25 protein-coding genes and 1 rRNA gene are annotated in these 20,572 nt (G+C 40.8%); 1 reads left to right on the forward strand and 25 read right to left on the reverse strand.

Annotation, left to right across the window (positions count from 1 at the left end; genetic code table 11):
• Positions 1-98: 98 nt before the first annotated feature.
• The 11 genes from ridA to metG all read right to left on the reverse strand — a co-directional run bounded on the left by ridA (position 99) and on the right by metG (position 10,299).
• The gene (gene ridA, locus FBF75_RS19085; protein ID WP_008341860.1) at positions 99-476 is read right to left on the reverse strand and encodes a 2-iminobutanoate/2-iminopropanoate deaminase; all 378 of its coding nucleotides are present in this window, start codon (positions 474-476) and stop codon (positions 99-101) included.
• A gap of 38 nt (positions 477-514) precedes the next feature.
• Positions 515-1,348, reverse strand: a complete 834-nt coding sequence (gene purR, locus FBF75_RS19090; protein WP_007496210.1) for a pur operon repressor — start codon at positions 1,346-1,348, stop codon at positions 515-517.
• Between the two features lie 55 nt (positions 1,349-1,403).
• Positions 1,404-2,273 (reverse strand): 4-(cytidine 5'-diphospho)-2-C-methyl-D-erythritol kinase, encoded by an 870-nt coding sequence (ispE, locus tag FBF75_RS19095; protein ID WP_017359321.1) that lies wholly within the window; start codon positions 2,271-2,273, stop codon positions 1,404-1,406.
• Between the two features lie 147 nt (positions 2,274-2,420).
• Positions 2,421-2,606: a small, acid-soluble spore protein, alpha/beta type gene (locus tag FBF75_RS19100; protein WP_017366434.1), complete on the reverse strand. Its 186-nt coding sequence runs from the start codon at positions 2,604-2,606 to the stop codon at positions 2,421-2,423.
• Between the two features lie 161 nt (positions 2,607-2,767).
• Positions 2,768-3,025 carry a biofilm formation stimulator Veg gene (gene veg / locus FBF75_RS19105; protein WP_003217979.1) on the reverse strand — a complete coding sequence of 86 codons (258 nt, stop codon included), beginning with the start codon at positions 3,023-3,025 and terminating at the stop codon, positions 2,768-2,770.
• Positions 3,026-3,238: 213 nt separating this feature from the next.
• Positions 3,239-4,123 (reverse strand): sporulation peptidase YabG, encoded by an 885-nt coding sequence (gene yabG, locus FBF75_RS19110; RefSeq protein WP_007496216.1) that lies wholly within the window; start codon positions 4,121-4,123, stop codon positions 3,239-3,241.
• A 287-nt stretch (positions 4,124-4,410) separates the two neighbouring features.
• On the reverse strand, positions 4,411-5,289 hold the full coding sequence (rsmA, locus tag FBF75_RS19115) for a 16S rRNA (adenine(1518)-N(6)/adenine(1519)-N(6))-dimethyltransferase RsmA (protein WP_008341873.1): 879 nt from the start codon (positions 5,287-5,289) through the stop codon (positions 4,411-4,413).
• The gene (gene rnmV / locus FBF75_RS19120) at positions 5,282-5,842 is read right to left on the reverse strand and encodes a ribonuclease M5 (RefSeq protein ID WP_008341876.1); all 561 of its coding nucleotides are present in this window, start codon (positions 5,840-5,842) and stop codon (positions 5,282-5,284) included. The genes rsmA and rnmV overlap by 8 nt, the downstream gene beginning before the upstream one ends.
• Positions 5,843-6,002: 160 nt before the next feature.
• Positions 6,003-7,205 carry a G5 and 3D domain-containing protein gene (locus tag FBF75_RS19125; RefSeq protein ID WP_136945076.1) on the reverse strand — a complete coding sequence of 401 codons (1,203 nt, stop codon included), beginning with the start codon at positions 7,203-7,205 and terminating at the stop codon, positions 6,003-6,005.
• A gap of 244 nt (positions 7,206-7,449) precedes the next feature.
• Positions 7,450-8,217 carry a TatD family hydrolase gene (locus FBF75_RS19130; protein ID WP_136945077.1) on the reverse strand — a complete coding sequence of 256 codons (768 nt, stop codon included), beginning with the start codon at positions 8,215-8,217 and terminating at the stop codon, positions 7,450-7,452.
• 81 nt (positions 8,218-8,298) lie between these two features.
• Positions 8,299-10,299, reverse strand: coding sequence for a methionine--tRNA ligase (gene metG / locus FBF75_RS19135; protein WP_008341884.1), 2,001 nt, complete (start codon positions 10,297-10,299; stop codon positions 8,299-8,301).
• 519 nt (positions 10,300-10,818) lie between these two features.
• Between metG and FBF75_RS19140 the strand changes: the two genes are divergently transcribed.
• Complete coding sequence (locus tag FBF75_RS19140; RefSeq protein WP_087975202.1) at positions 10,819-11,109, forward strand: AbrB/MazE/SpoVT family DNA-binding domain-containing protein; 291 nt, start codon at positions 10,819-10,821, stop codon at positions 11,107-11,109.
• Positions 11,110-11,153: 44 nt separating this feature from the next.
• On the opposite strand, the gene rsmI is transcribed toward FBF75_RS19140, so the two are convergent.
• The 14 genes from rsmI to rrf form a co-directional block, all read right to left on the reverse strand.
• Positions 11,154-12,035: a 16S rRNA (cytidine(1402)-2'-O)-methyltransferase gene (rsmI, locus tag FBF75_RS19145; RefSeq protein WP_136945078.1), complete on the reverse strand. Its 882-nt coding sequence runs from the start codon at positions 12,033-12,035 to the stop codon at positions 11,154-11,156.
• The gene (locus FBF75_RS19150; RefSeq protein ID WP_019744059.1) at positions 12,010-12,309 is read right to left on the reverse strand and encodes a GIY-YIG nuclease family protein; all 300 of its coding nucleotides are present in this window, start codon (positions 12,307-12,309) and stop codon (positions 12,010-12,012) included. Before FBF75_RS19150 ends, rsmI begins: the two co-directional genes overlap by 26 nt.
• Positions 12,296-13,039 (reverse strand): tRNA1(Val) (adenine(37)-N6)-methyltransferase, encoded by a 744-nt coding sequence (locus tag FBF75_RS19155; protein ID WP_017359328.1) that lies wholly within the window; start codon positions 13,037-13,039, stop codon positions 12,296-12,298. The genes FBF75_RS19150 and FBF75_RS19155 overlap by 14 nt, the downstream gene beginning before the upstream one ends.
• A 55-nt stretch (positions 13,040-13,094) precedes the next feature.
• Positions 13,095-13,448, reverse strand: coding sequence for a DNA replication initiation control protein YabA (gene yabA, locus FBF75_RS19160; protein WP_007496228.1), 354 nt, complete (start codon positions 13,446-13,448; stop codon positions 13,095-13,097).
• A 14-nt stretch (positions 13,449-13,462) separates the two neighbouring features.
• Positions 13,463-14,290: a competence/sporulation regulator complex protein RicT gene (gene ricT, locus FBF75_RS19165; RefSeq protein WP_007496230.1), complete on the reverse strand. Its 828-nt coding sequence runs from the start codon at positions 14,288-14,290 to the stop codon at positions 13,463-13,465.
• A gap of 2 nt (positions 14,291-14,292) precedes the next feature.
• On the reverse strand, positions 14,293-15,282 hold the full coding sequence (gene holB / locus FBF75_RS19170) for a DNA polymerase III subunit delta' (protein WP_017359329.1): 990 nt from the start codon (positions 15,280-15,282) through the stop codon (positions 14,293-14,295).
• A gap of 11 nt (positions 15,283-15,293) precedes the next feature.
• Positions 15,294-15,734, reverse strand: a complete 441-nt coding sequence (locus tag FBF75_RS19175; protein ID WP_008341898.1) for a YaaR family protein — start codon at positions 15,732-15,734, stop codon at positions 15,294-15,296.
• Between the two features lie 12 nt (positions 15,735-15,746).
• A complete protein-coding gene (locus FBF75_RS19180; protein WP_012008640.1) occupies positions 15,747-16,076 on the reverse strand; it encodes a cyclic-di-AMP receptor in 330 nt (109 codons plus the stop codon).
• A 79-nt stretch (positions 16,077-16,155) separates the two neighbouring features.
• Complete coding sequence (gene tmk, locus FBF75_RS19185) at positions 16,156-16,794, reverse strand: dTMP kinase (RefSeq protein ID WP_136945079.1); 639 nt, start codon at positions 16,792-16,794, stop codon at positions 16,156-16,158.
• The gene (locus FBF75_RS19190) at positions 16,791-18,197 is read right to left on the reverse strand and encodes an aminotransferase class I/II-fold pyridoxal phosphate-dependent enzyme (RefSeq protein WP_136945080.1); all 1,407 of its coding nucleotides are present in this window, start codon (positions 18,195-18,197) and stop codon (positions 16,791-16,793) included. Before FBF75_RS19190 ends, tmk begins: the two co-directional genes overlap by 4 nt.
• 77 nt (positions 18,198-18,274) lie before the next feature.
• The gene (locus FBF75_RS19195; protein WP_136945081.1) at positions 18,275-19,339 is read right to left on the reverse strand and encodes a toxic anion resistance protein; all 1,065 of its coding nucleotides are present in this window, start codon (positions 19,337-19,339) and stop codon (positions 18,275-18,277) included.
• A gap of 21 nt (positions 19,340-19,360) precedes the next feature.
• Positions 19,361-19,975: a 5-bromo-4-chloroindolyl phosphate hydrolysis family protein gene (locus tag FBF75_RS19200; RefSeq protein WP_017359333.1), complete on the reverse strand. Its 615-nt coding sequence runs from the start codon at positions 19,973-19,975 to the stop codon at positions 19,361-19,363.
• Between the two features lie 128 nt (positions 19,976-20,103).
• Positions 20,104-20,295: a sigma factor G inhibitor Gin gene (locus FBF75_RS19205; RefSeq protein ID WP_050826829.1), complete on the reverse strand. Its 192-nt coding sequence runs from the start codon at positions 20,293-20,295 to the stop codon at positions 20,104-20,106.
• A gap of 170 nt (positions 20,296-20,465) precedes the next feature.
• Positions 20,466-20,572, reverse strand: a 5S ribosomal RNA gene (gene rrf / locus FBF75_RS19210); the annotation flags it as partial.

Consider the following 20,572-nt stretch of genomic DNA (forward strand, 5'->3'; position numbering starts at 1 on the left):
GATGACGGCGCTTACATCAATTGCGTAAAAAAAGACATCATGCCGATGCCTTTTCATACATATAATGAAACCAAACGGCCTCCAAAGAGATGGCCTGTTTATTTCACTAATGCCACAACTTCAATTTCTACAAGTGCATCTTTTGGAAGTCTGGCTACTTCTACACATGAACGAGCTGGCTTATGTGTATGGAAGTATTCACCATACACTTCATTCACTTCAGCGAATTGTTCCATATCTTTAATGAAAACCGTTGCTTTCACGACTGTTTCAAAGGAAGCACCCGCTGCTTCAAGGACGGCTTTAAGATTATGAAACACTTGATGTGTTTGTTCTTTAATATCTCCATTCACAAAATCCCCAGCTGGCGTTAATGGAATCTGCCCTGAGCTGTAAAACATGTTATTGACGATAATCCCTTGAGAGTAAGGTCCAATGGCTGCTGGCGCGTTTTTGGTTTGAACAACTTTTGTCATATCAATCTCTCCCATTCAAATACATGTTTGATCAAAGCTTAAGCTTTCGAATGAAAAAACTCGTGGAAATTACCTTCATTAATCTCAATGATTTTCTGCTTCATATCAATGGTTGAAAGCTTTAAAAGTGATACATATTCATCGACAAGACGTTCATCTACGCCTTCATCTTCTAATAAAACACCGATCCCTGCAACATTTGCATTAAATTCCTCTAGAAGATTCATCATGCCATTAATGGTTCCGCCTGCTTTCATAAAGTCATCAATAATCAACACATTGGATCCTTTATCTAAGCTCCGCTTTGCAAGTGACATGGTTTGAATTCGGTTAGAAGAACCTGATGCATAATTAATACTCACAGTTGATCCTTCAGTTACCTTATTATCTTTTCTAACGATCACAACAGGCACATTTAAATACCCTGCAACAGAATAGGCAATCGGAATACCTTTCGTCGCAACAGTCATGACAACATCAATCGGTCGATCCGAAAAAATGGTCGCAAAAAGCTTACCGATTTTCGCAAGAATCGATGGATTGCCTAAAACATCAGTTAAATATAAATAGCCGCCAGGAAGCACACGTTCAGGAGTTGATAATGCCTCTCCGATATCGTTGACGACTTCGTCTGCTTCTTTTAGATGAATCTTTGGAATATATTTCACTCCGCCAGCAGCGCCAGGTACAGTAAGTAAAGTCCCTATTCCCTGCTGTTCGAAGGTCTGTTTGATAATCGTTAAGTCTTCACTAATAGAGGACTTCGCAGATTGATATCGCTCTGCAAAAAAAGTTAAAGGTACTAGTACGTGCGGGTGGGTTAACAAATAATTTGTTAAGTCCACCAATCTGCCGCTTCGACGAAACTTCATGAACTTACCCCCAGAACCCGAATAATTTATGAATAATATAACTTAATATACGGATTTAATCAAGGGTATTTTGTTCGCCGATCATGCGGACAGCGTAAACCTGATCACAAAATCCTCTCAGTCCGTTATATATTCTTTGTACCTTCGATTCATATTGAATCAAGCCAAATACAGTTGGCCCGCTGCCGCTCATTAATACAGCATCTGCTCCGAAACGCTTCATCTGTCTCTTAATCATATCGACTTCCGGATACATCTTTAATGTCACAGATTCCAACACGTTACCGAGTGAGCCGCACATCTCTTTATAATCTTTCGCTTCAATTGCTTCAATCATACGCTGTACATTTGGGTGTTCTACTTTGCTTGCGTCATATTGTCTGTAGACCTCAGCTGTAGATACCCCAATCACCGGCTTCGCTAAAATCACCCAGCAATGCGGCGGTGTCGCAATATGCTTTAGTTTCTCTCCACGTCCTGTCGCTAGCGCTGTCCCTCCGTGTACACAAAAAGAGACATCTGAGCCGATCTCCGCTCCAAGCTCAGCTAGTTCATCTAACGTGAGATTTAACTTCCACAAACGGTTTAAGCCGCGAAGCGCTGCTGCGGCATCACTGCTGCCTCCAGCTAAACCTGCTGCGACGGGAATTGCTTTTGTGATGACGATCGATACACCTTTTTGAATACCGAATCTTGTTTTTAATAATTTAGCTGCCTGATAAGCCAAATTCCGTTGATCATCTGGCACAAAACGATTATGAGATGATACACGGATTTCGTCTTTGTCCAGCTCCGTCAGCTCTAGTCGATCTGCAAGATCTATTGTTGTCATCACCATCTCCACTTCGTGATATCCATCCGGTCTTTTTCCATGAACATCAAGTGAGAGATTAATTTTTGCCGGTGCTTTTTCTAAAATACGCAAACATTTCACCTACTTCTCCATCTAAACATAAGTATCAATATTGTATCACATTTGATGGATCTGATGAATATTGGCTTTTGCCCCCAGCACACTCACTTTTTCAAGCAAAAAAGACCAGAGACACCCGAGGTATCCCTGATCATTTCTTTATCGTTGATTCTCTTCTTGAGCCATGTGCTGTTGAGCTAATTCAATGGCACGTTTGACCATATTTCCTGCGTCACGCGCACGAATCTCTCCCCAGCCTCCATTTTTGACGGTATCATAAAATCCAAGATCCTTCGCCAGCTCGTATTTGAACTCATCTGACATAATGCCTCGGCGTCTACCCAAACGAAACAGCCCCTTTGGTCGAGAATTCGAATCATTGCCACTCGTTTGTGGCTTTCTTATTTTGCATCGATTCCTGCCTTTTACCCCTTTCAAATAATGGACAGCCTCCCATACAGAAAAAAGGCAAAACAAAAAGCAGTAAACAAAAAGTTCACTGCCCATTAATAGGCGACTGAGCTAGCGGTATCATCGAACGTTAATTCGACCGTCTCAGTCAGTATATCTGCATAACTGTAAGAAACTCTTTCAAACGAATTCTCATCTTGATCTAATTGAATCACAAAAACAGAAGGGTACGTTTCAGCTAAAATGCCCGAACGCTCAATTGTTTTTCGGCGGCCTCCGTTAGCCTTTAACGTCAAACGTTTACCTAAGTTACCATCAAGCGATCTTTTGATGTCGGACAAAGTCTTCGCCATTGCATCCACCTCACTGAGATAATTATACAACAACGGCCCATTTTTGTCAAATAAAAATTAAATTATATCAACCAACACGAGCCATTGTCAACAAAATAATTTTGACAAACTTCTACCTTTTCTCCTCCCTATTTTTCTCAAATTCCGGTGAATTATGTATTCATATGAAATTTCTTTTTGAGCATAAAAAAAACCAGACTGAAATCAGTCGGGTTATGTCGATTCATGGTCTCTTTTATATGGCATACCTACCCTTAAAACACCCCTTGTTTCAATTCCTCCGAGACCTTTTTCTCTCGTCAGTGTATTTCGGAGCACATCCCACACGTTGATTCGATCTACAAATGGAGTGAAGCTGATCTTGGCAACAATATAGACGGGGTCAAGTGCATGAATGTTGACACGTGAGGGTGAGCTTGCAAAATTAGCACCTGCTTGAATTAATGATTCAAAATGAGATTGGCAGGCACCTGCAAAGATCACGAGCTGATCTAAATGCGGAACCTTTCTTCTTGCCTTTTGAACCGTTTCAACGAAATGACGAGAATGACGATATGCACCGATATCGTGTACACCGCCCTTTTGTTTAGAATACGCATCATGTCCTGTGATGACCAAAATATCAGGGCGATATTGATCAATTAATGAATCAATCATGCTTGGCATTTTCTTCTCGTGGCAATGCACACCATACACAGGTACACCGATTCTTTCATATACATCCAAGCATTTCTTTAAGTATGAAGCATCTCCATCTAAATGCAGAACCTTTCCGGGCATATGAAAATACTGCTCCTGATGCTGATATTGTCCAGACGTATAATACTCTTGTTTTTCACGAAGCAGCTGATAATCTTGCCTGAGTAAGTCGAGCGATTCGTTAATTTTCCGTTCATCGTCCTTCTCTCTTGTCAGCTGCTCCTCTTTTTGAATCAAGACCAAATCTGACATCTTCGCATCGGCAATCAGCCTCACTTCATTCCCATGCAAAATGGCGGTGGCTTCGTGCTGGTCTGTCTCATCAATTCGAATGATACGAAACATAATATCCATCTGATAGGATGCCCTCGTCACCATATCTCCTATTTGAAATTGCATGCTTTTCACTCCACAATCAGGCTCTTATCCTGTTGGTATCGTCTTACGCTACACTTGTTCTTCTTTCAGGTGTGTTGTTCTTTCTAGCCTATGCCTGAACAGGTGAAGTGGTGAAAACCAAAAGAAAAAAGCCCTTATGAAAGGGCTTTGTCTTCTTTTCAGCGTGATAGAAAACCTTTGCAGTCTAGGAAGGACGAGCACTGGAGCGGAGCGAATTTGGCATTCGTGAGCACCAGAGCGCAGGACTGACAAAGAATGCGAGGGTTTGTCTACACGCTGAAAAGCCCTTATGAAAGGGCTTTGTGTAAAACATTGGACAAACGGGCAAATTCATCGATTGACAATGATTCACCGCGGCGTTTCCCATCAACCTCAGCTGTTACAAGGGCTTCTTCAATGATGGCTTTATGTTTCTTGCCATCTGGCAGATTGTTCATCAAGTTATTCATCAATGTCTTCCGGCGCTGGCCAAAACTCGCACGAATCAGTTGAAAGAAGAACGTATCATTGTCTACTGAGACCGCAGGTGTTTCACGAACAGTTAGTTTGATCACGGCTGAATCCACATTTGGCTGTGGGACGAAAACCGTTTTCGGCACAACCATGACCGTCTTCGCTTCTGTATAAAATTGCACCGCAATCGACAAAGAGTTGTATTCTTTTGATGAAGGAACAGCAGCCATGCGATCTGCTACTTCTTTTTGCAGCATGACAACGATTCCTTTCAATGGAAGGTTTTCTTCAAGCAATTTCATAATAATTGGTGTCGTCACATAGTAAGGAAGGTTTGCTACGACCATTACTTCTTTACAGTCAGCAAACTGTTCTTCAATCACCTTTCTTACATCTGCCTTCAATACGTCTTGATGTATAATGGTGACATTATCGTATGGAGAAAGCGTATCGTTTAAAATCGGCAATAGGCGCTGGTCGATTTCAAAAGCCGTGACTTTCTTTGCCCGTTTAGCGAGCTGTTCAGTCAACGCACCGATACCAGGGCCAATTTCAATCACACCTGTCTCATCCGTAATCTCTGCATGATCGACAATGCGATCTAAAATATTCGTATCAATTAAAAAGTTTTGCCCTAAGCTCTTTTTAAAAGAGAAACCGTACTTCTTCAGTATTTCCTTCGTTCTGATGGGCGTCGCAATATCTTTATTCATCGGCTTCCTCCTGCATGACGGTCTTTAAGGCCGCAATAAAATCCTCTTTCGTTATTTGGAACATGTGAAGACGCTTTTGCAGCTGCTTCGCATTTGTATATCCTATATTTAAAAGCACACCTAATCGTTCGCGGCGGCGTTTTGATGCTTCGCCTCCGATAAGGCCTGCGTCAAATAAATCATCTAACGTAATCTCGCTTTCTGATTCTTCCATTTCCTCATGGACATGTGCAAGGCATTCTCGAATACTGTCCAAGGAAGCATGCTCGACACCAATTCCTTTGTCCCGCTTCGCTTTCGCAAGGTGTTTTGGTAAAAAGGCGTGCTTACAGCCAGGGACAGCCTCTGCGATGGTTTTACGGATCTTTTCCCCAGGGAAGTCAGGATCAGTTAAAATGATAACCCCCCTCGTCTCCTGAGCAAGACGCACTTGTTGAATGACTGTATCGCCAATGGCAGATCCATTCGTTTCAATCGTATCTGCATCAACTGCCATCTTTACTCTAGCAGTGTCGTCACGACCCTCCACCACAATGATTTCTTTGATTTTCATGTATTCCTCCGCTTGCAAAAACAATCTACATTTTTTTGTCAAAAAATGAAACCTTCCATGCTGTTTTTGCGTCTAATTAATTAGAAAACAGTGCTTCTATTATAACCAAAAAAACAGAGGGTGCGCAAAGCCCTCTGTTCATATAAATGATTTGATGTGTTTATTTGAGCACTCTAATTTTCACTCGTTTATTTCCCCATTGATAAGCTGCCGACTTACTTGGGACGAACACATCAATTTTATTCCCTTTTATAGCAGATCCAGTGTCTGATGCAACGGCATACCCATAGCCTTCCACATACACTTTAGAGCCCAGCGGAATGACACTCGGGTCAACTGCTATGACCTTTGCACCTGGATTTGCTTTTAAATTAAAGCCTGTAGACGTTCTGCCCGTACATCCAGCACAGCTCGCTGTATAGGCTGTAGACGTCACATAGAACTCTTTTCCTGAAGATTCATTACTTCTTGAAACCGCAGGTGACGCTTTAGGTTCCTTCTTGGACACTTGTGTACCAACGGCCACTAAACGATCCTTGCTGTCTTTTGCAGTAACCTCTTTAATTAATTCTTTAGACACCACTTTACCGTTTTCTTTCACAATGGCATAGTGCTTCTTTAATTTACCTTCTTCACCTTTTTCAAGCACCTTCTCTTTTCCTTTTTCAAGAGATCGATCCTTTTTATGTTTGGTATCAAAAGCAATTTTCTCTTCCACTACATCGGTGACTTTTTCCACCCGAGTGATCTTCACATCTGCGCTTTTTTTAGAAAGGTGACTATGTAACGCAGGTTTGATCTTATCGTGCTTCTTGAGCTTCAGCTCTTGTTGCTTTAAAAAGTCAGCGACCGTAGTCGAAGTGGTCCACACTTTCTTATCCTTTCCTCCATCGTTTAAGCTGACCTGGAAGGCCTGCTGAACCACAAGATCCATATTCTTTTTAATCTTGTCATTCTTTCCTGGAGTTACTTGATCGTGCTTCCCAATATCTATCTTCTCATTCTTCAATAATGCTCCAACCGTCTGATCTGTTGTCCATATCGTTTTCTCTTTCCCATCTAGGGTGAGATGAACCGGTATAGCCGCATCATACACAATGTTCATGTTGTCTTGAATCTTTGTATTTAGACTTGGAGAGATATGATCCTCCGCCTTGGTCCTTATTCCAAGGTCTGAAAGCAGCTGTGCTACTGTCTCTTCATGTGTACGAATTGTCTTCTCTTTGCCATTGATTGAAATGGTAATAGACTGCTTAGTGAGCTCATGCGCACCGTAAGCCGTCCCAGTTCCAGCTAAAAGCAAGCAAGTGACTAGAAATAAAACCTTGCCTTTTCCTAGCTTGACAGAAAACAGATTTTTCATTTTTTGTACGATGAAAAACGCCTCCTTCTCCTCGGAGAGATTATATAGAGTATCTCAAAACCTGTCAACCCTTCCACCCACTGTACAAAAATGCTCGATTGTAAACCTATTATGGGAGATTTTTGGAAGGAAGGGAAGAAAGACTTATCGACAACTTATCCTATGAGGAGGCGCAAACGTGTAGAACTTTTTCGTTATGTTTCACAATTGGACAAGCTTAAACAAGGATTGACATCATATACTGTCAGTTTATACGGAAAACTTTTTTCGCATTTTCTGTTGTCAATGCAGCAAGCTCTTCAAAGCTCATTTCTCGCAATTCAGCAATTTGTTCTGCGATATATTTCACATAACTCGGCTCATTCCGTTTCCCTCTAAATGGCGCTGGAGTTAAATATGGACAGTCTGTTTCAATCAACAGACGATCACTTGGAATATCCTTTACAACTTCCTTTGGTTTTTTTGCATTTTTAAATGTCACAGGTCCACCAAATGAGATATAAAAGTTCATTTCCATACACGCTTTTGCAATTTCGAGGCTGCCAGTAAAGCAGTGCATAATTCCTCCAACTTCTGCCGCTCCTTCTTCTTTTAAGATCGTCACTACATCTTCCGTAGCGTCACGGTTATGAATGATAATTGGCAGATTCACTTCTTTCGCAAGAGCAATTTGACGTCTAAAGACTTCTTTTTGCACATCTTTTGGCGACTTGTCCCAATAGTAATCTAGACCCATTTCTCCAATGGCAACAACCTTTTTATGTTGAGATAATTCTTTGATCCAAGCCAAATCTTCATCTGTCATATCAATGGCATCAACAGGATGCCAGCCGATGGCTGCATAAATAAAATCATATGCTTCAATTAGCTCCATCGCTCTCGTAATGGTTGGACGATCAAACCCGACCACCACAATCTTCTCTACCTTTTCACTTTTGGCTCTTTCAATCACCTGCTCTAAGTCTTCATTATATTGTTCAGCATTTAAGTGGGCATGTGTATCAAATAACATGGTTGATTGCTCCTTTCGACAATTCTTCTGAAAAACAAAAGGTGTTCGACGAAATGTTACACGTGGAACACCTTTGTTGAATTATAAAATTTTTGTTCCATTTGCTAGAGATTGATCTACTTCAAGAACCTGCAATTTACCACCAGTTTCTCCAGTTAAAATCATTCCCTGGGAAATTTCCCCTCTTAGTTTAACTGGTGTGAGATTCGCTACGCAGACGAGCTTCTTCCCTACCAATTCTTCTGGTTGATAGTGCTTGGCAATCCCTGAGACAATTTGTCTCTTTTCAAATCCAAAATCAAGCTGAAGCTTTAAGAGACGGTCAGCTTTTTTCACTGGTGCTGCTTCCAATACTTGTGCTACACGAAGGTCAACTTTCGAAAAATCATCGAAGGCGATTTCGGCACCCAGCTCAGGTAATTCAGTTTCTTCTATTTCAACTGTCTCTTCTTCTACCTTAGGCGCACTTCCCTGCATCTTCTCTTTAATGTATGCCACTTCTTCTTCAACCTCTAAACGAGGGAACAATGGCTCACCTTTTTGTACCGTCGCTTTTTGAATCGCACCGAAAGAAAGAATGCTTTCCCAACTTTTGAGTTTCTCTTCTTCAATTCCAAGCTGGAAGAAAATTTTCTCAGGTGTTTTTGTTAAGAATGGTGTTAACAATACAGCTGTGATTCGGAGTGATTCTGCTAAATGGTACATCACCGAATGCAGTTCTTTTCGTTTTGTTTCATCCTTTGCTAACACCCATGGAGCTGTTTGATCAATATATTTATTTGTTCTGCTGATTAATGTCCAAACATTTGAAAGAGCCACTGAGAATTCGAGGTTTTCCATCGCTTCTTCATAGGCTTTCACCGTTTGTTCAGCTACAGCTTTTAGTTCCTCATCAAACTCATTGACTGGTCCCTTATAGCTGCTTAATGTACCGTCGAAGTATTTTTGCACCATCGCCACTGTACGATTAAGCAAGTTTCCTAAATCATTGGCAAGGTCATAGTTTACACGTTCCACGAATCCTTCTGGTGTAAACACACCGTCTGCACCAAATGGTACTTCGCGTAGCAGATAATAACGAAGAGCATCAAGACCATAGCGATCAATTAACGTAACAGGATCTACTACGTTCCCTTTTGATTTAGACATTTTGCCATCTTTCATGAGCAGCCAGCCATGTGCAAAAATTTGTTTTGGCAACGGCAGATCAAGTGCCATCAGCATAATTGGCCAGTAAATTGTATGGAATCGTACAATTTCTTTCCCGACTAGGTGTACGTTGGCAGGCCAATATTTTTTATATTTTTCATCTTGATCAGTTCCGTAGCCAATCGCTGTTAAGTAGTTGAATAACGCATCAATCCATACATAGATGACGTGCTTCGGATTATTAGGTACTTTAATGCCCCAATCAAAGGTTGTTCTTGATACAGCTAAATCCTCTAACCCCGGTTTAATGAAGTTATTAATCATTTCATTCTTTCTTGATTCAGGCTGAATGAACGACGGGTTCTTTTCGTAATAGTCTAGTAAGCGATCAGCATACTTACTCATACGGAAGAAATATGATTCCTCTTTAATCAATTCAACAGGGTGTCCACTGTCTGGGCTTTTCCCTCCAATGACTTCCCCTTTCTCATTTCGCTCAACATCAACAAGCTGTGTTTCCGTATAGAATGTTTCATCAGGAATACTGTACCAGCCCTCATATTGATCTAAATAAATATCTCCTTGATCAAGCAGCTTTTGAAAGACTTGCTCAATGATTTTCGTATGTCTTTTTTCCGTTGTACGAATGAAATCATCGTTTGAAATGTCGAGTTTCTTCCATAATGATTTAATGTCAGCAACGACCGGATCTAAATACTCAATCGGTGTAATATTTTGTTCTTCAGCTTTTTGCTGAATTTTTTGTCCGTGCTCATCAGTACCCGTTAAATACATCACATCATAGCCTTGCAGACGTTTATAACGAGCCATGGCATCCCCTGCCACTGTCGTATAAGCATGTCCAATATGTAATTTTCCGCTCGGATAGTAAATTGGTGTAGTCAGATAAAACGTTTTTTTCTTTTCCGGCATGTCGGAACCTCCTGCTTGTGTGTAAATGTCAAAAACTCCCGCCCAATGGACGAGAGCGGTCATCATACTTCATTAAAATGTGTCAGATCATTTCATTATGTTTTGCACTTGTGCTTTCTCTATGATACCATCTTAGCCTTTAAGATCAAGCATATATACATAGAACAGATTGAAATGAACGAAAAAGATGAGTTTTTCGAAAAAAACGACAAACCGCTCGACATTTTGTCGAATATTGTCGTATGAAATCTATTTCCAGATTTACAATTGGCTAAATTAGGGCAAAAGTCTTGTTAATCTGTTATCGTCATTTTTCATATTTTTATAGATAAATTCTGAAAAATCCTTATACACCGGTAGTTTCAAGGTCCTTTGACTTTAAGAGTCATATTTTACAAACAATAGTAAACAAAATGATTGACGATTTATGGAAACCTTGTTATGCTAGGAATGTAAGGAATTTGTCGAATAATGACGAAGATAATATTATATTAAGAATAAGAACTTTTTGGGAGGAGAATGAAGATGAAATCTACAGGTATTGTACGTAAAGTTGACGAATTAGGACGCGTGGTGATTCCAATCGAGCTTCGCCGTACGTTAGGAATCGCAGAAAAAGACGCTTTGGAAATTTATGTTGATGATGAAAAAATTATCCTAAAAAAATATAAACCAAACATGACTTGCCAAGTAACAGGTGAAGTATCAGACGATAACCTTAAACTTGCTAATGGTAAATTAGTTCTTAGCCGTGAAGGTGCAGAGCAAATCATTAACGAAATCCAAAACCAACTTCAATCACAAAAATAAGTTTTATATAAAAAGGTTCTTGCACCGTTTGCAAGAACCTTTCTTTATTGTTCAATATGATACGCATCATAGATCGTCCGCTTTGGCACACCACGTTCGACCGCAGTACGTTTAATGGCCTCTTTTGACGTTAATCCTTCCTCTATGTAATGGATCACGTGCTCTTTTTCAGATAAAGAGTTCCACCAAGCTTCTTCATTCAGTTCTTCTTCATCCTGATCATTTCCTTGTACGACGAGACAGAACTCACCACGGATTTGTTGTTCTGTCACCCAAGTCAGCGCGTATTCTAAATCTCCACGAATAAACTCTTCAAATTTCTTTGTCAGTTCTCTCGTAATGGCAATATTCCGGTTCCCCCACACTTCTTTCATCACAGTCAGCGTTTCTTTTAACCGATGGGGCGCTTCATAGAAAATAATTGTTTCTTGGCGTTTCTTCAATGCTTCCAACTGTTTTTTCTTTTCCTTTTTTTGACGATCAAGAAAACCGTAAAAGAAAAATGGCTGTGGTGCGATTCCTGACGCAATGAGCGCCGTAAGTGCTGCATTTGCACCAGGTAACGGAATGACATAGCCTCCGATGTTCGTAAAGTCGCGAACCACTTCGGCTCCTGGATCAGAGATCGTCGGTAAACCGGCATCGCTCACGAGTGCAATATTCTTTCCTTCTTTTAACCATTCGATTAACTTGTGACCACTGCTATCTTTGTTATGTTCATGATAACTCGTTAATGGGGTATCAATTTCATAGACATGACAAAGCTTTTTCGTTTGTCTCGTATCTTCTGCGGCAATATAGTCTACATCTTTTAACGTTTGTATCGCTCGAAATGTCATATCTTCTAAGTTTCCAATCGGGGTTGGTACGAGATAAAGAATACCCATTTCTGATTGACGATCAAAGCTTTTCTGTGTCTTTTTCATGTGCCGCCTCCTTTTTGATTCGCTTTTCTTCTATATACATGTCCTTTTTTCGACGTGTCCACGTTTTGAAACGATATTCCTGTTGCATGGCTTCTCTTTTGGTTAAAAAGCATTCGTGGTAATAGAGTTCCACCGGCCGTCTAGCTCTCGTATACTTTGCACCCTTCCCACTATTATGGGCAGTCAGCCTTTTTTGTAAGTCATTTGTATACCCAGCGTACAAACTGCCATCTGCACATTTCAATACATAGAAATAATGACTATGCTTCTCCATACAGTATCGTCCTGATTTCTTTTGTATACTCTTGGTCTTCTCCATAAACAAAAAGCGGCGGGAGGATTTTCAAATCCGGCTTTCCATCTTTCATCCCTTCCACTAAAATGGTATTCGCTTCTTTTCCTTGTTTCGGATATACAAATTGAATTCGTTTTGGCTCAATTCGGTATTTCTTCATCATTTCAACAATCTCAAGCAGCCGTCCAGGGCGATGAACCATTGCCAGTTTGCCTCCTTGCTTTAGCAAAGTGGAAGAAACACGAATGACATCTTCTAATGTACAATGAATCTCATGACGTGCAATCGCCAAATACTCATTTTCATTGATTTCATCTTTAGAAGGAGTCTTAAAATATGGCGGATTACAAGTAATCACGTCTACTTTGTGGTTTCCGTACCGTTTAGGCATATCATTTAAATCACCATGGATCAACTCAATCTGCTGCTCCAGTTGATTATGCGCCACACTTCTCTTTGCCATATCAAACAGGCGTTCTTGAATTTCAACCCCTGTAATAGAGGCTTTAGATCTCGTCGAAAGCAGCAATGGAACGATGCCATTTCCCGTACAAAGATCAATAATCTCCCCTTTTTGAATCGGCACATACGCAAATTTTGCTAATAACACTGCATCCAATGAAAAGGCGAACACCGTTTTACTTTGAATAATTTTCATATCTTCTGCAAGCAAGTAGTCTAAACGTTCATCTTCTCTTAACGAAACCATGATGTATCCTTTCTTTTCCTGTGAAAAAGGCTCCCGATTCAGCGGAAGCCTTTTCTCATTTTTTATTTAAAAATGACAGACAGAACAAACAGTCTCCCTCTTTCCGAATGCTCCCATAATGTACATTACAAATATGGAAGCCCTCCTGATATAAACGAGCTAGGTTATCATGACCTTCTCCTATATCAGAATGACTTGGCTTCTGGGCAGAATCATGCTCTGCCTCAGACGATTTATCTCGATCGGATTGATCCAGACGTTCACGCAAGTGCTGATTCTCCATCTGCAGCTGATGATTTTCTTCAATCACTTCACCGATATGATTTTTCAAATCACCTAGCTGGCGATAAAGAGAACCGATTTGTTCTTCTAAATTAATCACCGTATCAAATAGTTCCTTTTTATCCAAGGTGGCACACCTCGTTACTCAGTTGTTTGTGCAGATACAACGCCTTCTTGTAATAATTCTTCCCAAGTATATTCTATCACTTTTTCTTGCCCGGTTAATTCAACTTGCAAAATTCGTTCTAAAATATTAAGCCCTACTACCTTTGCAGAGCCATTAGACGTCTGAATCGTTTCACCGATGTCCGGTAATTGTTCTTTTGCTGTTTCGTACTCATCATTCTCATATTTCAAGCAGCACATTAAACGGCCGCAAAGCCCTGAAATTTTGGTAGGGTTTAACGAGAGGTTTTGATCTTTTGCCATTTTAATGGACACAGGTTCAAAATCTCCTAAGAAAGTTGAACAGCAAAGCATACGTCCACACGGACCAATGCCGCCTAGCATTTTTGCCTCGTCTCTTACACCGATTTGACGAAGTTCAATTCTCGTCTTAAAAATAGATGCAAGATCCTTGACCAGCTCACGGAAATCTACTCTGCCATCCGCTGTAAAATAGAAGATGACCTTGTTGCGGTCGAATGTAAATTCGACATCGACCAGCTTCATTTCCAGGCCGTGTTCACTTACTTTCTGAAGACATGTGTCAAAGGCTGCCATCGCTGCTTCTTTGTTCTCCTCAACGATGAGCCGGTCTCGTTCGTCTGCGACGCGAATCACCTTACGCAAAGGAAGAACCACATCGTGTTCATCTACTTTTTTATTGGCGATGACCACTTGCCCGTACTCAACACCTCTGACTGTTTCTACAATGACACAACTATCATTTTCTATATGAAATCCATTAGGATCGAAATAATAGATTTTGCCCGCTTTTTTAAAGCGAACACCAATTACGTTGTACAAGCTTATCCCTCCTGCAACATCAACACCAATTGCTCCATTAGCCCTTGGGCATTCACGTTGGATTGAAGTCTCTTTTTCGCTTCTAATACAGCAAGGATCTGATTCGTCACCATCTGCTGTGTGGAATGCAGCGCGTGCTGCTTCATTGTCTGGAATAAGTCTTGATAAATGACTTTATCTTCATTTCCTATTTGAATCGACAATACATCACGATATATAAATAAAAGCATATCAAGACCAGTTTCTTGAAGGTCTTTCTCTTTGAAAAAAGGCATCCATTGATCTTGTATATAAAAAAATGCATGTTCTTTTCGCTGGTGTAAGACTTCATACAATTTTATCACTTTCGCTCTAGACTCTGCAAACTGATCATTTCGACTTAATTCGAGTGCTTCTGCTAAATTATTGGTTAAATTCGACAAAAGCCTTGCAAGATCCTGAGACACGCCTTCTTGTAAAAGCTGCTGCTCCAAAGATTGCGGCTGCAGCGGCTTAAAGCTAAGCATCTGACATCTTGAAATAATCGTATCCAGCATTTTATGCGATTGTTCAGTGATTAAAACTGCCATCGTTTCCCGGTTGGGCTCCTCTAGGAACTTTAATAAACTGTTCGCAGCATTGACCGTCATTTTGTCCGCATGGAGAATGATATACATTTTCCGATGCGATTCTACGCCTGCTTTTGTAAATTCCTCCTGCAAAGCCTGCACTTGCGCCTTCTTAATTGATTGACCGTCAGGCTGCACTAGATGTAAATCTGGATGGTTGCCAGACTGAATTCTTTTGCAGTTTTGACAGGACTCACATGGTTTCACTCCTGCTTCCAAACAAAAAAAGCTCTTCGCTAAAAGCATCGCAGCATCTAGCTTTCCGGTCCCTTTTTTTCCTTCAAATAAGTAAGCATGAGCCAGTCGGTCTTTATCAATACTATTAAAAATCAGCCGCATGACGCGCGGCTGTAAATCATTCATGTCATCCCAGCTAATTGCCATGTTATCACTCTCTATGTGTAAAGGTTAATCAATAAACCTTTTATTTCTCCAATACGTTCAAGCAAATCAATCGAGGGTTTCTCCTGATTCATCATATCCTCTGTTAACTCAATCAGCTTTTCATCTAATGCTTTGACTAAAGCGAGTGTTCGTGTGTTGCCATAAATGTCAAAGCTCCTTGATGTCTCTATATTTAATCCATTATCGACTGTTTCTTTTACAAAGCGTTTCACAAGTCCTTTAAACCTAGCCAAATCTTTAAGGTTTCGTGACTTTGTCAGTTTCTTGCCGAAGACTTCGATATCGCTCAGCATGACTGTCAACTGCTCTAAACGCATTTTACCACTTTGTGTCTCCATCGATGATTTAAACGATGCTGAAGTTTGGCTTCCTTTCATCGCTTGAAGTTCACGCTTTTCTAAAAGCAGCCGCATATCTTGATTAATTTTCACAGCAACCCATCCTTAAAATTGATGAAATTGTTCAACTGGCAGAATAAAGACGGTAGCTCCACCAACTTCAACCTCAACAGGGTATGGTACATATGAATCTGCATTTCCACCCATTGGTGATACAGGCGCGATCATTTGATCACGTTTACGGCAATTTTCCTTGATTAGCTGTAACGCTTTATCCACTCGGACATCATCACAACCAATGATAAAAGTCGTATTCCCAGACTTTAAAAATCCACCAGTCGAAGCTAATTTTGTCACGCCGAATTGATGTTCGGTCAATATTTTCAATAACTTGCTGCTATCTTGATCCTGTACAACGGCAACAATTAATTTCATTTGATTGGCCTCCTTCATTTTAGGCACAGGTGACATGCCGATGTCTTCCTCTATATTATAACAACGATTGGGAATGAGGTCATATTTGATTTTTCTTTAATGTGTCCTGAATCAGCTGAAACACTTCATTAAAGACATCCTGAACAGGCTGAGACGCATCTACTACACGGAATCGTTCTGGTGATTGCGCAATCAGCAGCTCATATCCTTCTCTGACCATTTGATGAAAATTCAGTGTTTCCATGTCTAATCGATTTTTTTCTCTTCCTTGATTGGCATCAATTCGCTTTAGACCTTCCTCTGGTGTAATGGAAAAGTAAATGGTCATTTGCGGCATCGTGCCATTAATGGCAAAATCATTAATGGATTTGACTTCTTCAATCCCAAGCCCTCTCGCATAGCCCTGATAAGCAAGGGAGCTGTCTACAAAACGATCACATAAAACAGTTTCCCCCCGCTTCAATGCCGGTTCTACTTTCTCAGCCAAATGCTGCCTTCTAGCTGCTGCATAAAGCAATGCCTCTGTTTTTGCGTCCATTTTTGTATTTTTTTCATTTAAAATGACTTCACGAATTTGCTCTGCAATATCAATGCCTCCGGGCTCACGTGTCGCCATCACTGCATAGCCTTGACGTTCCATTTCTTCGTACACTTTTCGAATCACTGTCGTTTTTCCAGCACCCTCTGGCCCTTCAAACGTAATAAACATACCGCTCATAGTGTCTCCTCTTCTATATAAACATATAATTTTCTCTGGTGAATCACCTGACTTGCTTGCACATGAACTTGATGCCCAAGCAAACGGCTTAACGTCGCAATTTGATCTGATTCAATAGGTTCTCCTTTGATCATCAAAGGAATGCCAGGCGGATAGGGAATGACCGATTCTGCACTAATCCGGCCAGCTGCTTTTTCGAATGGAACAGCTTCTACATCTCGCTTTTGCTGATCGTGCTCTAAGAAGAGCGATCCCGTTTGAGGCTCTTTTTTTATAAGCAATGAATCACTTTGCTGAAGAGCTTGCTCTATAGCTGTAAAAGGAACGTCCTTTGTCTGTCCTAGACCAAAAACGAGTAAGACTTGATGTTCATCCGCAAGTTCTGGGTGAACCTCCACCGACTCAAGCACCTTTTTTAGTTCATAGCCTGTCAGCCCTTTTGTTGAACGAATGACACATTTTAATGGATCCATAGGTAAAGAGTCAGACTCAACCACTTCGAGATTGGAGATCATATTGAACTGTGCTTTCAGATTTGCCAAGTCTCTCATGATTTCGTCCATTAACCCTTTTCCCTTCAACTCCTCCACATAAGCTCTCGCCACATCTAACGAAGCCATAATTGGATAGGAAGGTGAACTGCTTTGAAGCATCGTTAATAACGTCTTTATCCGCTTCACATCAATTCGGTCTCCTTGAAGATGAAGATAAGACCCCATCGTCATTGCCGGAAGGGTTTTATGTGCTGATTGTACCACCACGTCTGCTCCATAGGAAAGGGCAGATGGAGGAAAGGCACCGCCTAATACCAAATGAGCACCATGTGCCTCATCAACTAATACAATGATGCCAGCTTCATGACACATTTGAATGAGCCCTGATAAATCAGCTGCATGTCCGTAGTAGTTCGGATATGTCAAAACGATTGCCCGGCAGTTAGGATGTGTCGCCATAGCTTGTTTGACTGTTTCCTCCGTCACATGAGTTGGGACGTGCAAGTACGGATCACTCTCAGTTTCTAACATAATAGGCGTCGCTCCCGCAAGCTCAATCGCATGGAACACAGACTTATGACAATTTCGCTGAACGAAAATGCCCTCCCCAGCCTGACACGCAGACATCACCATTGCCAAATTGCCAACGGTTGTGCCATTCACAAGGAAAAAACTTTGTTTAGCTCCATATAGCTTTGCCAATAAATCCTCTGCCTCTTGAATCACCCCAGTCGGATGGTGAAGATCATCTAGACCTTCAAGTTCTGTCACATCCAGCTGAAGAATGGATGCATAATAGGACCGTGCCTCATCAAAAAAGACATCTCCATTGTGATGTCCCGGAACGTGAAAAGAATAGGGCTTCTTTTCCGCATGTTGTGATAATGCTGTATATAAAGGTGTTTTCAAACAAATCGACCCTTTTCACTTAAACGATATCTTATATCTATTATAACGTTCAAACAAGTGAACTGAAAGATGGATTCTCATTCCTTTATTGGTTTATGATTCACCAGCTTCTGCTCTGCCTCATACATGCTGCTTTTTAATTGAGCTCGTTCTTGGCTCCCATGTTCTTTTACCTGCAACGTTTCTTGCAATGTTTCGGCCAATTGGCGCTGAACCTTTTTCAACGTATCTATAGGCGTTAAGGATGCATCTTCAAGAAGCTGTCCTTGCTGCTTCGATACCTGTTCATATGTTTGCTGGATACGCTGCTCAAGCGCTGAATTGGCTCGCTGCTGAATATGATTGAACGCAATCGACATTTGGTTGATCCATAAAGGAATTGATGCGGAAACAGTTGATTGAATATGATTGGCTAATGTATGGTTTGTATGCTGAATCATTCGAATTTGGGCATTACATTGCAGTGCAATTTGACGGCTCAACAGCAAATCATACTTCCGTTCTTTTAATCTCTCCATATATTCTTCTTCATCGACTTCCCGACTCATCAATTGCTCCTCTAATGTCCGATCATGTGACTGTGTTGATTCTGTTAGGGCATGTCGCTCTAACAGCGTCAATTTTGCTTCAACTGCTGCAACCTGTAACGTCATCTCTTGAAAGTATGATTGATTTTCTTCAAATAAACGCTCCAATAACTTATGGTCCGAAATTAACACGCCTCTGGCGTAACGAAGCCTTGCTGACAATCTCTCTATCTGTGCTTCTGCTTGTTTAAAACGAGATATGATCTCCTGAGTAGAACGCTTTTCTCGCTGAAACAACCTTAAAAAAAAGCCTCGCTTCTTTGGCAATAAATCCTCTGGCTCCACTAAATGCAGTTGCTGCAAAAAAGCTTCTAGAACGTCTCCGATTTGGTCAATATCTTTTTTCTCCACATATTGCATCATTTGTTTTGATTGTTCTAACAATCGTTCCTGCACACGTGTGCCATAGAAAAGCAGTTTTTGTGGATGGTCAGGGATCTTCTCAGCTCGCTGTAGCGCCTCCTGCTTTTCCTCATCAGATAAGGTATCAAACACCCGAAACGGAAGATCTGTAGTAGATGGGGCTGTTGGTATGACTGGATCTTCTGGTTTCATCGAGTTTGACTCCTTTCATATCTATTTTTTAATCATTTTATCGGCCACTTCAAGTTCAATATGAAGTGCTTCTATATCTCTTCCTAAAACTTGCTGTAAATCATTCGTTAATTGCTTTTGCAGTTCAGTCAGCGTGACTCGAGTTTGGCTTAATGTCATTTCAAGCTCATGGCTACGATTCGGCTGATTATACAGCAGTGCATATTTCTCAGTTAATTCAACAACAGAATCCAAACTCTCAAAATAAAACCGCTGTGCATCATAAAACCGGTTCGGTTCCTTTTTTGTTATCGTATAGATGCGTCGTGCAAGCCGAAGAATTTCATAATTATGCTTGATCGTCTGTACGTTCTTCACAGCAAATAAAGCTTTCTTCAAACGAACCAGCTTTTGCCCGGCTTCTTTTAAATGCTGTTTAATATATACATAATCACTGCGAGACAGTCCGTGTTTCTTCAAAAACAACTGGAAGGCAGCCCATCGGCTTCCTGCAAACATCACACCCCACCCAATCATCGCATACAGTATCGACAATCCAACATGATGATGGAAAACACCAATACTGACAGTTAAAATCACCAGCGAAAAAAGAGTAGAGAGAACGGCCCATACAAATGTGTAAAAAATTGATTTCATGTTCATCGACTCCTATGAATAATCAGGCTCTCTGTTTATCTTATTATTTATTACGGTTGATGTCCAAACTAAGTTCCAAAAAACAGGCCCAATCCCCGATTGCCCATAAAAAAAGACCATCTAATGGTCTATGAATACAAAGGCGGCGTATGAAGACTTTTAAGCTTTCTTACATAATCAGCATAACTAGGATCCGAGGTTGATGTAGAAATTAACTTCCGTTCACAATCTCGGCATAAAAACTGATGATATAAATAAATTCCCTTTGTTTTTTTCTCTTCACAAATCAAACAAATTGCTTCTCGCTCTTTTTTGCTCATTGTGACACCTCCACTTATAGCTTCAGTATGCCCTAACGCTTTCAATTGTATACAAAATTAAGAATGTTTTAGATGATAGTTTAGTATATGTATCCATGCCAGATCGAGTGTTTGTTCCTTTTTTAAAATACAAAAAAGACCAGTTCCGATTGGAACTGATCCTTTGAAAAGCTTGGCGGCGTCCTACTCTCACAGGGGGAAACCCCCAACTACCATCGGCGCTGAAGAGCTTAACTTCCGTGTTCGGTATGGGAACGGGTGTGACCTCTTCGCTATC

The sequence above is a fragment of the Bacillus sp. S2(2019) genome, from assembly GCF_005144805.1.
In the GTDB taxonomy this organism is placed as follows: Bacteria; Bacillota; Bacilli; order Bacillales; family Bacillaceae; genus Bacillus; species Bacillus altitudinis.